The sequence below is a fragment of the Sphingopyxis alaskensis RB2256 genome (genome assembly GCF_000013985.1).
GTDB classification, from domain to species: domain Bacteria; phylum Pseudomonadota; class Alphaproteobacteria; order Sphingomonadales; family Sphingomonadaceae; genus Sphingopyxis; species Sphingopyxis alaskensis.
On the sequence record NC_008048.1, the window covers coordinates 2,836,136 to 2,850,000 of the forward strand.

Below are 13,865 nucleotides of genomic sequence, written 5' to 3' on the forward strand. Positions count from 1 at the left end.
CGACGGCAGCGAATTGACAATCGCGGGCGTCAATGCTGCCGTGATCGTCATGTCAGCGGCGGCAGCCGTACTTGGGCTGCTGTGGGCGCGCGGCGGCGCGGCGCTCACGACAAGCGCGGACAGCGGGCTACGTCCTGCTTGTCGCGAGGCCCCATTTCTCGGCCAGCAGCGAATAGCTGCGTTCCGCCGCATGGGCGCCGGACGCAGTTTCCCCCGGTGCCAGTCGCGCCGCGCGCGCCGCGCGCTCAGCCTCGCCCTCGGCGAGGGGATCGATCCGGACGCCCGCGCCCTCGACGATGCGATTCATGAGATTGAACAGCGCGCAGACACTGATCGCGGCGAACAATGCTTCCTCGCTCCAGCCCGCGGCATAAACCGCCGCCGCGTCACGGCCGCAGATCTTGGCAGGCTCGCGGGTGAGCTTGGCGACAAAGGCAAGGAGCGGCTTAAGCGCCGGATCGATCGCAGCGGTCTCGACATCTTGCATCAGGCTCTCGAACAATGTCGGATCGATGCCAAACGCTTCGGCGGCAAGCAGATGCGAGCCATGACAATAGGTGCACGCATTGAGCCCCGACACATAGGCCGCGATCAACTCGCGCGTTGCGACCGTCAGCGGCGAATCGTCGCGCAGGATATCGTCATGATAGGAAAGGAGCGCCGGAACGCCGGTGGTAAATCTGCGGAACACATCGGCGAGCTGGGCATCGACCGGCAATGAGGGAAAGATGGACATGAAATCTTCCTATCGAAACATGCGCCAAGCCATCACCGATCGCTGCACGACAGTGACAAGGCAAAGCGCGGTGTATATTGCGGCGATCGGGGCAAAGTGCTGCGGCATGAGGCACATCAGCGCGAAGCACACGATCGTCTCGGCCCCCTCGGCGAGGCCGGTGCTGTAAAAGAAGCTCTTACGGCCATGCGCCGCGGTCTCGATGCCACGTTTCGCCGCGAGGGTCGCATAGGCAAGGAAACTTGTACCGGTGAGCGCGAAGGCGGCGACCAGCAGCAAGGCAGCAAAGCTGTCGCCCGGCGCCGCCACCGCAAAACCGACCGGGACCGCCACATAGAAGACGAAATCGGCAACGATATCGAGATAGCCGCCAAAATCGCTCATCCCTGTCGCGCGTGCGACCGCGCCGTCTAGACCGTCGAGCAGGCGATTGACCAGAATTAGCACGAGGCCTGCTGCATAAAGGCCGTTCGCGATGGCAGCCGCGGCCGCGAGTCCCGCAAACATGCCGGCGAACGTCACGGCATCGGCGCCGATGCCCCAAGCGGCGAGCCGGCGCCCCGCTGCATTGAGCGGCGGGTCGATCAGAGGGCGAAGTCGGGCATCGAACATCGCTCTAGGCCCAGGTCACGAGACCGATGACCGCCCCGGTCATCGCCGACGCCATGTTGCCCGCGATCCAGCTCTTCATCCCGAGCTCCGCGACATCGCGGCGGCGCTTCGGCGCCAGCGTCGCGATCGTCGAGACGAGAAGGCCGACGCTCGCAAGATTGGCGACCCCGCTCAAAGCATAGGTCGTGATCAGCAGGCTGCGCGGATCGAGCGTCCCGGCGGGCATCGCGGCAAGGCCGAGGTACGCCACATATTCGTTGAGGATCGCCTTCGTCCCCATCAGCCCGCCCGCAGCGGGCGCCTGCTCCCAGGGAATGCCGATCGCCCACATCAGCGGCGCGAACAGCCAGCCGAACAGCCGCTGGAGCGTCAGCGGCGCCCCATTGGCCGGCGGCAGCAGCGCAAGCAGCTGGTCGGCGAGATTGACGAGCGCGAAGACGACAATGATGATCCCGATCACCGCGAGGACGAGCTGGACGCCCTCCATGGTGCCGCGGACCACCGCATCCATGCTGCTTTCATAGGCAAGGTCGGGTTCGGCGGCATCGGCGCCCGGCGAACCGTCGCCCGGCACGATGATCCGCGCGACCAGCACTCCTGCCGGAAGCGAAATGAGTGACGCAACGATCATGTGGCCGACCGCGTTCGGCACCGTCTTCGCGAGCGTGGTGGCATAGAGAATCAGGATCGCGCCCGAGATCGTCGCCATGATCATCACCATGATCATGAACAGTTCGGCGCGGCTCATCCGGTCGAACCAGGCGCGCAGCACGAGCGGCGATTCGACAACGCCGAGGAAGATCGTCGCGCCGCCGCCGAGGCCGACGACCCCGCTGACTCCAAGCGTCCTGCGTAGCGCCCACGACAGCCCGCGAACCAGCGCGCGCAGCACACCCCAGTGCCAGAGCAACGCCGAGATCGCTGAAAAGACGATGATCAGCGGCAGTATCTGAAAGGCGATCACGACCGGCGGCTCGGCGCCGGGCTTGAGCAGGAACGGGATCGGGGCGCCGCCGGTATAGCCGAACATGTAGCTCGACCCGACAAGCGTCGCTTTCTCGATCGCCGTGACCGCGCCGTTGGCAAAACCGACAAGGGTCCAGACAAAGGGGATGCGCGTCACTGTGAAAGCGATGGCAAGCTGGAGCAGCAGCGCGCCGCCGATCCAGCGCCAGCCCGGCCGGGCGCGGCGATCCTCGGAGAGAAGCCAGGCCAGCAGCAGGATGGCCGTCAGGCCGACCAGTCCCTGCAGGTTTGCGAGCCACGCCATCCGCCTATGTCTCCCCTAAAACTTCCATGCCGCGCCGAACTGGAACTGGCGCGGCGGCCCGGCATTGCGCTGCACGAAGGGCGCCCCGCCACCGAACTGCACCTGATTGGACGTTGTCGCGGCATTCGCAAAGCCCGATTCATTGTTGGCGTTGAACAGATTGAAGACATCGGCGCTGAGCTCGATCCGGCCGTCGAAGGCGGGAATCGCATAACGCAGCCCGACATCGACCGTCGCCGACCAGGGCAGCCGCGCCGAATTGCGCGCGGCGCCCGGATAGCGGTCCGAGTTGCCGACGAAATTCTCGCCGAACGAGGCGCCGTCGCCATTGAGATCCTGCGTTCCGAAAATCCGCGCATCGGGGACGAGGTTCACCGGCTGGCCCGACTGGAAAAGCCCTGCGACGCTGAGCGTCAGGCCCTTCAGCGGATAAAGATAGCCGACCGCCGAGATGACGTGTCGGCGGTCGTTGGCCGATGGGCCCCATTCGGCGGAAAAATCGTTGGAATTGGACGCCCGGAAGTTGATGTCGTCGGTATCGTTGCTGAGCTTCGAGAGCGTATAGGACAGGCGGAACGCATATGCATCGCTGCCGCGGGCCTTGGCGAGTTGCAGGATCAGCGCCCTATATTCGGACTCGCCCGCCGTTTCCGACACGGTGATCTGGCGCGCGCCGCCGGCCACTAGTGCTACCGGCCGGGTTGCATCGGCGGCCGCCTGCGAGCGAACGAGACCGAGCGCCTCGGCGAGCGCGAAGCGCGCCGCATTGTCCTGTTGCGCGCGCAGCAACGCGATATTGGCGTCGGTGAGGTTGGCGAGATTGGGCGTGAAAGGCGCGGGCGCGTTGAGGTCGCGGAGCCGGACGAGATTATGCGTGCGACTGTAGACGAGATCGGCGCTCAGGGTCAGCGTGTCGTTCGCCTGATATTGATAGCCGCCGCTGAGCTGGAGGCTCCACGGGCTGCGATAGCCGGTCGGGCCGAGGATGCGGGCTTCACCCAGCGTGGCGGTCTCGCGCAGCGCCTGAACCTCCGCCGGGGTCGGGCAGGTCGACACCGTCGCGCAGGGCGGCGACACGCCAAGATTGCCGGCGAAGGTCAATGCCGAAACATCGGTGCCAGCCGGAATGATGCCCTGCGCCTGCAGCGACCCCAGCTGGGTCAGAAAGCCCGCCGAAGTCGTATTGCGCTGGAGCGCGTCCGAAATCACGGCATAGGAAAGCTTGCCGGTGAAAATCCCCGCGCCGAAGCGCAGCGTCGAACGCGCATCGGGCCGGTAATTGAGCGCCAGACGCGGCGCGACATTGTCATAATCGCCGCCGCCGCCTTTGGCGGTCAGGCTGTCATAATCCCAGCGCACGCCGAACGTCGCGGTCAGGCGCGGCGACAACTGCCATTCATCCTCGACATAGAAGGCGATCTGGGTCTGGCCGGTGCCGAACGACTGCGGCCTGAGCTCGACCGAATAATTGGCGACCGCGGGATCGAGCGCGAGGACATCGTCCGCCGAAAGGGCGAGCCCCCGCCCGCCCGCTGCCAGTTGGGACAACTGCGAGGCGGTCAGATCGACGATGTAGTTGCCGTCGGGATTTCCGCCCCCGAGGAGTGAAAAATCGGAATGGATGAGATCGGCGCCGAAACGCAGGCGATGGTTGCCGAGCCGTCGTTGCACGCGGTGGGTCGTCTGCCAGCTTTCCTCGACATCGTCAAAGACGAAACCCGGATGGCCGACGACACCGACCGTGAGCCCGCTCGGATCGCGGATGGTGACTTGCGGTCCCGCGGGTCCCTTCGGCTTGCCGTAATTCCAGCGGAAGCGGCTGAACTGGAGCGCACCGTCATAGCTCCAGACATCGCCCGAGTAGCTCGCGGTCGCGGCAACCAGGGTCGAGAAGCGATCCTGGTCCGACCCCGCCGAAGGAAAGGTGACATTGCCGCCGCCGAGCCCGCCGCCCGGACGGTCGATGGTGACGCGGCCGACATTGGCGCGCAGCCCGAGCGTCCAGTCGGCGGTGAGGCGGTGATCGAGGCGCAGCGAACCGAGATAAAATTGATTGTTGCCGGTCACATTGGCGACGGTGCCAAGCGCGGGCGCATCGACGATCTGGACATTGCGATCGCGCGTATATTCGAAATTGGCATAAAAGAAGGTGCGGTCGCGCACGATCGGTCCGCCGAGGCTCGCGCCCGCCTGGTAGCGCTCGAAGCTCTCGCCGACCGGATTGCCCGAAAGGTCGCGGCGCGGAAAGGGCGAGCGGGCATCGAAGGGGCGCCCCGGACGCACCAGCGCATAGACTTCGCCATGATAGTCGTTGGTGCCCGATGGCGTGGTATAGTTGACGATGCCATTGGCGGTGCGGCCATAAGCCGCCGAATAGCTGTTCGCGAGCACGGTCACCTCGCGCGTGAAACCGAGCGGCACCGGGAACTTGATCCCGCCGAGGAAATTCTCGTTATTGTCGAGCCCGTCGATCAGATAATGGGTGTCGAGGCCGTTCGATCCGTTGATCGAAATCGACGGCGCCTCGGGAAAAAAGCCGGTTGAGGGCACGACGCCCGGCAGCCGGATCAGCGCGCCCAGCACGTCGCGTCCCTCGATCGGCAGCGCGACAAGCTCCTCGCGGCCGAGCGATGCCGACACTTCGGCATTGACGCTGTTGAGCGCGGTGATGCCGCGCCTGCCGGTAACGACGATCGCAGTCCCGGCCGGGACAAGCCTCAGCGTCACGCTGCTTGAAAAATTGGCGCGCAGCGAAAGGCGCGCCGGCTCGCCCGGTTCAAAGCGATCGCTGGCCTGCGCCGAGACGCGATACTCGCCCGCCGTGGTCAGTCCCTCGACCCGCGCCAGCCCCTGCGCATCGCTTCGGACGATGCGGCGAAAGCCGATGCCCGGATTCTCCACCAGCACCTCGACATCGGGCAAAGCACGCCCATCGTCGGCGACCACGGCGATCTGGATGCCGGCCTGCTGCGCCGAGGCAGGCAGCGCAAAGCCGATAGCAAGGGCTGATGCGGCGGCACCAGCCGAGAGACGCGCGAAGAGGGTCAAGTTTCACTCCATGGACAGGGCGCCGAAGCGCTTTTGCTTGTTGTTCGTCCGTTGGTCGCCGGGCAGCGCCAATCCTTACAGCCGCAGCACCGCTGTTTGCTGCGGCATTTGTAACCGGCCTGCTCCCTCGGGCGTATGGAAGACGAAGGAGACGCACAGATGGCGCCCATTTGGCCGAACGCAGGGTTTCTGCTCGCCGCCGCGGTTGCTGCGAGTGCGGCGGCCGAAAGCCCCGTGACCTTCGATGCAGCCCTGTTCGCCGCAGCGCAGCGCGAAGGCCGAACCATCGTCGTCGAAACCTATGCTCCCTGGTGCCTGCCTTGCCGCGTGCGAGGTCCCGTCCTGCGGGATATCCTGCGGCGCGAGCGGCACCGCGCCATCCTCTTCCTGCGCGTCGGCGAAAAGACGGTCGATGCCGATTGGAAACGAATCGGCGCAAAACGCTATGGCATGCTCCACATCTACGAGGGGCCGCAGCGCGTGGCCGCAGGCGCCGCGACGCGCGAGGACGAGATTGTGGCGATGCTCGAACGCGCGCGTTAACCGCGCCGCGCCAGCAAGCGGTCGAGCGCAAGCCGGTCTTCATCCCGGAAGGCGAGGAGCACGAGCGTCGCCCCCGCGACGGCCAGCGAGGGGAAGAATAGCACCTGGCTGCTTTCGCGGTCGAGGAGCCAGAGACCGAGCGGGTCGAGCAGATATTTCCATATCGACAGCGCCCCCGTCACCAGAATGACCGCCTGCGCCGGGTAAGCGAAACGGCGAAAAAGACCAACGACCGTGAGCAGTCCGACGACCAGCAGGATCGCGCCCCAGATGAGCTGAATCGTATCGCTCGCGCCGAGCCCGGCATAATATTTGACGCTGACCCCCGCGCCCTTGTCAGGGCTGACGAGGCGGATAAGGCCCCACACGACGAGCAGCAATCCAGTTCCGATGCGGAGCAAGAGTAGCGACTGCGCCTTCATATCTGGACTCCCTGAAATGCTGATTGAACAGGTGGATTCGCGGCAATGCACCCGTTGGTTACAATAAACGGCCGGCAAATTGCCTTATCCGCGTCGCCAGTCGTGATAACGCCCGACCAGCTTGAGCAGGCGTTCGGGCGCATGCGCCCGCTTCCATTCGCCTGCGGCATATTTGTTCGCCTCGGCCATCGTCGGATAGGTGTGGATGGTGCCGAGGATCTTTCCGAGACCGAGACCATGCTTCATGGCAAGCACATATTCGGCGAGCAGTTCGCCGGCATGTTCGCCGACGATCGTCACGCCGAGGATGCGGTCCTTGCCGGGCGGGGTCAGGACCTTGACGAAGCCCGTCGTCGCCGAGTCCGCAATCGCACGGTCGAGGTCGTGGAGCGGGTAGCGCGTGACCTCGAACGCCACGCCCTTCTCGACCGCCTCGGCCTCGCTGAGCCCGACCCGCGCGACCTCTGGGTCGATGAAAGTTGTCCAGGGGATCACACGATAGTCGGCCTTGAAACGTCGGAACTGGCCGAAGAGCGCGTTGACGCTGGCATACCAGGCCTGGTGCGCCGCGCTGTGCGTGAACTGATAGGGTCCGGCGACGTCGCCCGCAGCATAGATATTGGGATAAACGGTTGCGAGATATTCGTCGGTCACGACCGTGCGCTGCGTTTCGATGCCAAGATCCTCGAGCCCATAGCCGGTCAGGCGTGCCTTGCGCCCGACCGCGACGATCAGCGCGTCGAAGGCGATCGCGCGCTCGCCGCCGGCGTGGCGGACAATCAGCCGCCGGTCAGCCTCGATCCCTTCCACGCGCAGCGCTTCGTGCCCGGTCAGGACTTCGACTCCGGCGTTTTCCAGCGCATCGCGCGCCAGTTCGGACACCTCATCATCCTCGCGTGGCAGCAGGCGATCACCGCGTTCGATCTGCGCGACATCGGCACCGAGCCGCGCGAAAGCCTGCGACAGTTCCGATCCGATCGGTCCGCCGCCCAGGATGACGATGCGCTGCGGCATCGTGTCGCGCGCCGCAAATGCCTCCCACAGCGTATCGCTGGTCAGATACCCCGACTCCGCTAGCCCCGGCAGGTCGGGGACGACCGGCTCGGCGCCCGCCGCGACGACGATCGCGCGGGTCGTGAGCCGCTGGACTTCGCCGTCGTTGCGCGCGATTTCGACCGTCCAGGGATCGACGATACGGGCATAGCCTTGCACCACATCGACCCCAAGCTCGGTATAGCGCTCGACGCTGTCGTGCGGCTCGATCGCGGCGATGATGTCGTGGATGCGCTGCATCACCGAGCGGAAGCGAATCTGGGGCGATGCGGCGACAAGTCCGTAGCGATCCGCATGTCGCATCTGCTCCGCAATGCGGGCCGACTTGATCAGCGCCTTTGACGGCACGCAGCCATAGTTGAGGCAATCGCCGCCCATTTTCGAGGCCTCGACGAGCGTCACCTTCGCCTTCACCGTCGCGGCGATATAGGAGGATACCAGTCCCGCCGCCCCGGCGCCGATCACGACGAGATTGCGATCGTAGCGGCGCGGGCGGCGGAAACGCCCATATACACGGCGGCGCTTGATCGCCGCCATGATCCATTTGCCGAGCCAGGGCAGCAGGCCGAGCGCGGCGAAGGAAGCGAGCAGCCCCGGCGAAGCGATGTCGGACAGCGCATCGATGCGCGCAAGCTGGGTGCCTGCATTCACATAGATGACGGTCCCGAGGAACATGCCGAGCTGGCTGACCCAGAAATAGGTGACGGTGCGGATCGGCGTCAGCCCCATCAGCAGATTGACCGCGAAGAAAGGAAATACCGGAACGAGCCGCAGCGAGAACAGATAGAAGGCACCGTCGCGCGCGATGCCATCATTGACGCGCCGCAACCGGTCGCCGAAGCGCGCCTGCACGGCGTCGCGGAAGAGATAGCGCGAGGCGAGGAACGCGAAGGTCGCGCCGATCGTCGAGGCAAAGGAGACGATCAGCGTTCCCCAGTAGAGGCCGAAGATCGCCCCCGCCGCGAGCGTCAATATCGCCGCGCCGGGAACCGAGAGCGCCGTCAACACCACATAGACGACGAAAAACAGTCCCGCCACGAGCAGCGGATTGGCGCGAAAATAGCCGTCGATCGCCGCCTGCTGCGATTTCAGCGCCTCGAGGGTCAGCCAGTCGCCGAGGTCGAAATACACCCATGCACCAAATGCCAGCGCGACAAGCAGCAGCAGGATGAGACGTTTGTTCATGAACTTCCTTCCGGCGGGAGGCCTTTAGCGAGATTGGTCGCGCGAGACGGCAAAAGCTTACACGCCATGACCGTCCTCTTTCGCCGCGAGGCGCTTCGCGGCTTCGCCCAGGAGCGGGATTTGCCGTTCGAAATTGGCGCAGTCGCGGCACAGCCCCGCGTGCAGGCGCAGCTTCATGCGCTCCGAAAAGCGGAGATCGCGCTCGCGCCGCTGCGACATCAGGAATGTCGCGTCGTGGCAGTTGAGCATCATCGCACCGCCTCCGCGAACCAGTGATGCTGGAGACAGGCGCGCAGCGCGAGCCGCGCGCGGTGCAGGATGACATGGATGTTCCCGCTGGTGAGACCAAGCTCGTCGCAAATTTCATCGGTGGCGAGTTCGACCACTTCGCGCATCATGAACACCTGGCCCTGCTGCGCCGGCAGCCGGTTCAGGCAGGCGTCGAAAATGGCGAGGAACTGGTCGCTGTGCAGCCCCGCCTCGGGATTTTCCCATGCCGCGGGCCGCGCCGCTTCGCGCCACATGCCGCGCTCGTCGAACAGCGCCGGAAGCGTGCCGCCATCCTCCTCCTCGGCCGCCATCTGGCTCGCGCCGAGCGGACGGCGTCGGCGCTGGCGCAAGAGGTCGGCGATTTTGTTCTTCAGGATGGCGATCATCCAGGTCTTGAGCGCCGCCTCGCCGCGAAACTGATCGCCGTTGCGCAGCGCCGCGGCGAGGGCTTCCTGCACCGCATCCTCGGCTTCGTCGTCGCTGCCGAGCTGGAGACGCGCGAAGCGGAGCAGGTCGCCGCGCACGCGCGCGACGAACGCCGGATCGATCGACGATGCGATTGAATGCCGCTGCGGAGGATGCGCCATTCAGCCCTCCATCGCCTGGCGCACGCGCGCCGCGCTATAGCTGGCCACCAGAAAGGGCACCGCATAGTTGAGCGCGAAACGGGGCCAGTCGATGGCGGCGCCATTCCAGACCGCCGCGCTTTGGTTGATAGCATTGAGGATGCTGCCGACGACGGCCGACACGCGCAGGGCATTGGCCACCACGGGGCGCGCGATCATATGTGCAAGCAAAGCCGCCAACCTCCTCATGACCGAAACTGTCCGAACCCGGCGTAGCGTTCGACGAAGCGGCGGTCGATCCAATCCTTCAGTCGCCAGACAAGATGTCCCCCGGCGGTCAGGCGTCCCCAGGACAGAATGGCACGCTCGTCGCCAGTCGCCAGAAGATAAAGCGTGCGGCGGCGCGGGATATAGTCCCGCGTCGCGGTACCCGCGAGCACCGCTTTCAGATTGGCAGCGATCACCGGGCCGGCCTTGACGGCATGAACGCCCGAGCGTTCGACACGGCGGTCGCTGCGCGAGACAATGTCGCCTGCCGCAAAGATGTCCGGGTGCGACGCGCTGCGAAGGTCCGAACCGACCGCTACAAATCCGCCCTCGCGCACCGCAAGCCCGGTGTCGGCGATCCAGCCCGGCGGACGGCTTCCGGTCGCGGCGATAACCGCATCGAACGCCAGCGCCGTTCCATCGGGCAACATCAGACCGTCGGGCGCGCCAGCCGCGTGACCGTCATGGAAAGCGATACCACGCGCGCGCAGGAGGTCGCTCGCGCGGCGGCGAACGGCCTGATCGTGACCGGCAAGCAAGGTGTCACGCGGCGCTACCAGCGCAACCTTGGTCTTTCCGCCCAACCGGCGGCGCAACGACTGCTCGGCGGCGAGCGCCAGTTCAACGCCAGCGGCGCCGCCGCCCACGACCGCGACCCGCGTTGCCACACGCCCTTGTCGGCCGCCCAGGAAGGCCTCCCAACGGGCCATGAAGGGCTGGACTGGACGGACCGGCAACAGGCGGTCGCCAAGCGCCGCCAGATGCGAAATGTCGCTTTCGCCGCCGGTGGCAAGGGACAGCAGATCGAAGCCGAGGCGTACACCGGTCGATAGCTCGAGCAAACGCCGGTCGGGATCGAGGCCGACGACGTCGGCAATTACCAGCCGCGCACCGGCAAGACGCGCGAGCGGCTCAAGGTCGATCGTGAGCGCCTCAGCCGGATAAGCACCGGCGATCCAGCCGGGGAGCATACCCGAATAGGCGGTGTGACGATGCGACGTCACGAGCCAGCGCTCGGTGCCCTCGGGCGGCGCACCGATCCAGTCAGCGAGCACCGCAAGATGGGCATGGCCGCCGCCTGCCAGGACCATCCGTATCGACATTCGCCTGTCCGCCCCTTCGCCTTGGTTATCTCGTCACATGCCTTGGTCGTCGGGCACAGCGATTTCTTACACCCGACGCCGGGATTTTTTCCGAGCGCGGCGTGGGTCAGGACGCCAGGCCCAGGACTCATCGATTGAGCGAGAAGATGACGGTTGCTGCAATGCTGATGGCGGACATGAGATGTGGGCATCGGCCGTAGGGCCAGAAGCGGCCGGAAACGTTCGAACTCCACCGTCTCGCGGCCAAAGCCCCAAGCGGATCATCGCGACGGGACGCTATCGCTGCTCGCGATGTTTCGCCTGTCGACCGAGACTGGCCGCGAGGTTCCAGATCGGGATATCGCCTATGTCGATCGCGCGGCCGATGCGCTCGCGAGCGCTGAAGCGAGGGGCGACCGATCAAGATAAGTCGGAATTCCGACTTGGAAAAAGTCGGAATGAAAGTTTCACCTGAAACAAAAATCCCGCCAACTCATTGAGAAGGCGGGATTATTTTGGTTGCGGGAGCAGGATTTGAACCTGCGACCTTCAGGTTATGAGCCTGACGAGCTACCGGGCTGCTCCATCCCGCGTCAACCAGTCACACGATCCCGGGCGGGATCGCGGAAACAGCAAAGGGCGGCCAACGCCGCCCTGACTTTGTGAATGGGTTCTTTCGACCTTACGCCGGCCACAATGCCTGGCGACGTCCTACTCTTCCGGGGCTTGAGCCACAGTACCATCGGCGCTGTCAGGTTTCACGGCCGAGTTCGAGATGGGATCGGGTGGGTCACTGACGCCATGGTCACCAAGCAATGAAGCCGGCGTAGGTCAAAAGGGTTTCAATCGATATCCGTGCAATACTGTCTGATCAATCATCCACGCATCGTGGACAAACCGTTCAGGCTTGTCGTTGATGGCGGGACTCTTAAGTGCGAATAGGACAATTAGTATCGGTTAGCTCCACGCGTTACCGCGCTTCTACATCCGATCTATCAACGTGGTGGTCTTCCACGGTCCTGTGAAATCTTATCTTGAGGGAGGCTTCCCGCTTAGATGCTTTCAGCGGTTATCCCGTCCATACATAGCTACCCTGCTGCGCGGCTGGCGCCACGACAGGTACACCAGAGGTATGTTCAACCCGGTCCTCTCGTACTAGGGTCAACTCCTCTCAAATTTCGACGCCCACGGCAGATAGGGACCAAACTGTCTCACGACGTTCTGAACCCAGCTCACGTACCACTTTAATTGGCGAACAGCCAAACCCTTGGGACCTGCTCCAGCCCCAGGATGTGATGAGCCGACATCGAGGTGCCAAACGATTCCGTCGATATGAGCTCTTGGGAATCATCAGCCTGTTATCCCCGGCGTACCTTTTATCCGTTGAGCGATGGCCCTTCCACTCGGGACCACCGGATCACTATGACCGACTTTCGTCTCTGCTCGACTCGTCAGTCTCGCAGTCAGGCAGGCTTATGCCATTGCACTCTAACAGACGGTTTCCAACCGTCCTGAGCCTACCATCGCGCGCCTCCGTTACTCTTTAGGAGGCGACCGCCCCAGTCAAACTACCCGCCACAGAGGGTCCCTGATCCAGTTTCATGGATCGAGGTTAGACATCAGAAAACAACAGGGTGGTATTTCACCTATGGCTCCACGACAGCTGGCGCCGTCGCTTCAAAGCCTCCCACCTATGCTACACAGTTCTTTCCTAATGCCACTCTGAAGCTGCAGTAAAGGTGCACGGGGTCTTTCCGTCTAACCGCGGGTACTCCGCATCTTCACGGAGAATTCAATTTCGCTGAGCATCTCCTGGAGACAGTGGGGAAGTCGTTACGCCATTCGTGCAGGTCGGAACTTACCCGACAAGGAATTTCGCTACCTTAGGACCGTTATAGTTACGGCCGCCGTTTACCTGGGCTTCATTTCGGAGCTTGCACCCCTCCACTTAACCTTCAGGCACCGGGCAGGCGTCAGGCCCTATACGTCGTCTTGAAGCCGACTTAGCAGAGCCCTGTGTTTTTGCTAAACAGTCGCTACCCCCTGGCCTGTGCCCCCCACAAATGGTTGCCCAAATGTGGGGCCTCCTTCTTCCGAAGGTACGGAGGCAATTTGCCGAGTTCCTTCAGGAGACTTCTCTCAAGCGCCTTGGTATACTCTACCATCCCACCTGTGTCGGTTTAGGGTACGGTCTATAATGGAGGGGCTATTTCCTGGAACCTCTTCAAAGCCTGATCAATCCAGTAAGATCAGACAATTTACGAGATCCGTCACACACCTCCAGGCCCACGAATATTAACGTGGTTCCCATCGACTACCCCCTTCGGGCTCGTCTTAGGGGCCGGCTTACCCTGCTCAGATTAGCTTTAAGCAGGAACCCTTGGGATTTCGGCGAGAGGGCATCTCACCCTCTTTATCGCTACTCATGTCAGCATTCGCACTTCCGATACCTCCACGATCCATTACCAGATCGCTTCATCAGCCTACGGAACGCTCCGCTACCGCGTGTATTGCTACACACCCTAAGCTTCGGTGCACGTCTTGAGCCCCGTTACATTTTCGCCGCAGGAACCCTTATTTAGACCAGTGAGCTGTTACGCTTTCTTTAAAGGATGGCTGCTTCTAAGCCAACCTCCTGGTTGTTTTGGGGTTCCCACATGCTTTCCCACTTAGACGTGACTTGGGGACCTTAGCTGTAGGTCAGGGCTGTTTCCCTTTTGACGACGGACCTTAGCACCCGCCGTCTGTCTGCCGGATATTACTCTTGGGTATTCGGAGTTTGGTTAGAATTGGTAGATCTCGCGACCCCCG

11 protein-coding genes, 1 tRNA gene and 2 rRNA genes (1 of these 14 cut by a window edge) are annotated in these 13,865 nt (G+C 63.6%); 1 reads left to right on the forward strand and 13 read right to left on the reverse strand.

Translation table 11 applies throughout. The annotated features are described in order from the left end of the window. Nucleotides 1–127: 127 nt before the first annotated feature. The 4 genes from SALA_RS13695 to SALA_RS13710 are packed head-to-tail and all read right to left on the reverse strand — an operon-like array spanning nt 128 to nt 5,666. Complete coding sequence (locus SALA_RS13695) at nt 128–736, reverse strand: carboxymuconolactone decarboxylase family protein (protein WP_011542965.1); 609 nt, start codon at nt 734–736, stop codon at nt 128–130. Between the two features lie 9 nt (nt 737–745). Further along, nucleotides 746–1,348, reverse strand: a complete 603-nt coding sequence (locus SALA_RS13700; RefSeq protein WP_011542966.1) for a CDP-alcohol phosphatidyltransferase family protein — start codon at nt 1,346–1,348, stop codon at nt 746–748. Between the two features lie 4 nt (nt 1,349–1,352). Continuing rightward, on the reverse strand, nt 1,353–2,618 hold the full coding sequence (locus tag SALA_RS13705) for a NupC/NupG family nucleoside CNT transporter (protein ID WP_011542967.1): 1,266 nt from the start codon (nt 2,616–2,618) through the stop codon (nt 1,353–1,355). 15 nt (nt 2,619–2,633) lie between these two features. Next, nucleotides 2,634–5,666: a TonB-dependent receptor domain-containing protein gene (locus SALA_RS13710; protein WP_011542968.1), complete on the reverse strand. Its 3,033-nt coding sequence runs from the start codon at nt 5,664–5,666 to the stop codon at nt 2,634–2,636. Nucleotides 5,667–5,825: 159 nt separating this feature from the next. Between SALA_RS13710 and SALA_RS16500 the strand changes: the two genes are divergently transcribed. Continuing rightward, nucleotides 5,826–6,209 (forward strand): thioredoxin domain-containing protein, encoded by a 384-nt coding sequence (locus SALA_RS16500; protein WP_011542969.1) that lies wholly within the window; start codon nt 5,826–5,828, stop codon nt 6,207–6,209. On the opposite strand, the gene SALA_RS13720 is transcribed toward SALA_RS16500, so the two are convergent. The 9 genes from SALA_RS13720 to SALA_RS13760 all read right to left on the reverse strand — a co-directional run. Further along, a complete protein-coding gene (locus tag SALA_RS13720; protein ID WP_011542970.1) occupies nt 6,206–6,631 on the reverse strand; it encodes a hypothetical protein in 426 nt (141 codons plus the stop codon). The two genes, SALA_RS16500 and SALA_RS13720, sit on opposite strands and share 4 nt — an antisense overlap. Before the next feature lie 84 nt (nt 6,632–6,715). After that, nucleotides 6,716–8,869 carry an FAD-dependent oxidoreductase gene (locus SALA_RS13725; RefSeq protein WP_011542971.1) on the reverse strand — a complete coding sequence of 718 codons (2,154 nt, stop codon included), beginning with the start codon at nt 8,867–8,869 and terminating at the stop codon, nt 6,716–6,718. Nucleotides 8,870–8,926: 57 nt separating this feature from the next. Next, the gene (locus SALA_RS13730; RefSeq protein WP_011542972.1) at nt 8,927–9,121 is read right to left on the reverse strand and encodes a hypothetical protein; all 195 of its coding nucleotides are present in this window, start codon (nt 9,119–9,121) and stop codon (nt 8,927–8,929) included. Next, complete coding sequence (locus SALA_RS13735) at nt 9,118–9,726, reverse strand: sigma-70 family RNA polymerase sigma factor (RefSeq protein ID WP_011542973.1); 609 nt, start codon at nt 9,724–9,726, stop codon at nt 9,118–9,120. Before SALA_RS13735 ends, SALA_RS13730 begins: the two co-directional genes overlap by 4 nt. Further along, nucleotides 9,727–9,924: a nitrate/nitrite transporter NrtS gene (nrtS, locus tag SALA_RS13740; RefSeq protein WP_084764762.1), complete on the reverse strand. Its 198-nt coding sequence runs from the start codon at nt 9,922–9,924 to the stop codon at nt 9,727–9,729. A 26-nt stretch (nt 9,925–9,950) separates the two neighbouring features. Further along, nucleotides 9,951–11,075 carry an FAD-dependent oxidoreductase gene (locus tag SALA_RS13745; RefSeq protein ID WP_011542975.1) on the reverse strand — a complete coding sequence of 375 codons (1,125 nt, stop codon included), beginning with the start codon at nt 11,073–11,075 and terminating at the stop codon, nt 9,951–9,953. Between the two features lie 495 nt (nt 11,076–11,570). Continuing rightward, nucleotides 11,571–11,647: transfer RNA gene (locus tag SALA_RS13750), tRNA-Met, on the reverse strand. A 105-nt stretch (nt 11,648–11,752) separates the two neighbouring features. After that, a 5S ribosomal RNA gene (gene rrf, locus SALA_RS13755) occupies nt 11,753–11,867 on the reverse strand. A gap of 115 nt (nt 11,868–11,982) precedes the next feature. Further along, a 23S ribosomal RNA gene (locus tag SALA_RS13760) occupies nt 11,983–13,865 on the reverse strand; it runs 908 nt beyond the window's last position.

What these genes read in the sequence shown, in the direction of transcription:
- SALA_RS13695 (WP_011542965.1), bottom strand. Translation starts at nt 736, where the DNA reads ATGTCCATCTTTCCCTCATTGCCGGTCGATGCCCAGCTCGCCGATGTG.
- SALA_RS13700 (WP_011542966.1), bottom strand. Translation starts at nt 1,348, where the DNA reads ATGTTCGATGCCCGACTTCGCCCTCTGATCGACCCGCCGCTCAATGCA.
- SALA_RS13705 (WP_011542967.1), bottom strand. Translation starts at nt 2,618, where the DNA reads ATGGCGTGGCTCGCAAACCTGCAGGGACTGGTCGGCCTGACGGCCATC.
- SALA_RS16500 (WP_011542969.1), top strand. Translation starts at nt 5,826, where the DNA reads ATGGCGCCCATTTGGCCGAACGCAGGGTTTCTGCTCGCCGCCGCGGTT.
- SALA_RS13720 (WP_011542970.1), bottom strand. Translation starts at nt 6,631, where the DNA reads ATGAAGGCGCAGTCGCTACTCTTGCTCCGCATCGGAACTGGATTGCTG.
- SALA_RS13725 (WP_011542971.1), bottom strand. Translation starts at nt 8,869, where the DNA reads ATGAACAAACGTCTCATCCTGCTGCTGCTTGTCGCGCTGGCATTTGGT.
- SALA_RS13730 (WP_011542972.1), bottom strand. Translation starts at nt 9,121, where the DNA reads ATGATGCTCAACTGCCACGACGCGACATTCCTGATGTCGCAGCGGCGC.
- SALA_RS13735 (WP_011542973.1), bottom strand. Translation starts at nt 9,726, where the DNA reads ATGGCGCATCCTCCGCAGCGGCATTCAATCGCATCGTCGATCGATCCG.
- nrtS (WP_084764762.1), bottom strand. Translation starts at nt 9,924, where the DNA reads ATGATCGCGCGCCCCGTGGTGGCCAATGCCCTGCGCGTGTCGGCCGTC.
- SALA_RS13745 (WP_011542975.1), bottom strand. Translation starts at nt 11,075, where the DNA reads ATGTCGATACGGATGGTCCTGGCAGGCGGCGGCCATGCCCATCTTGCG.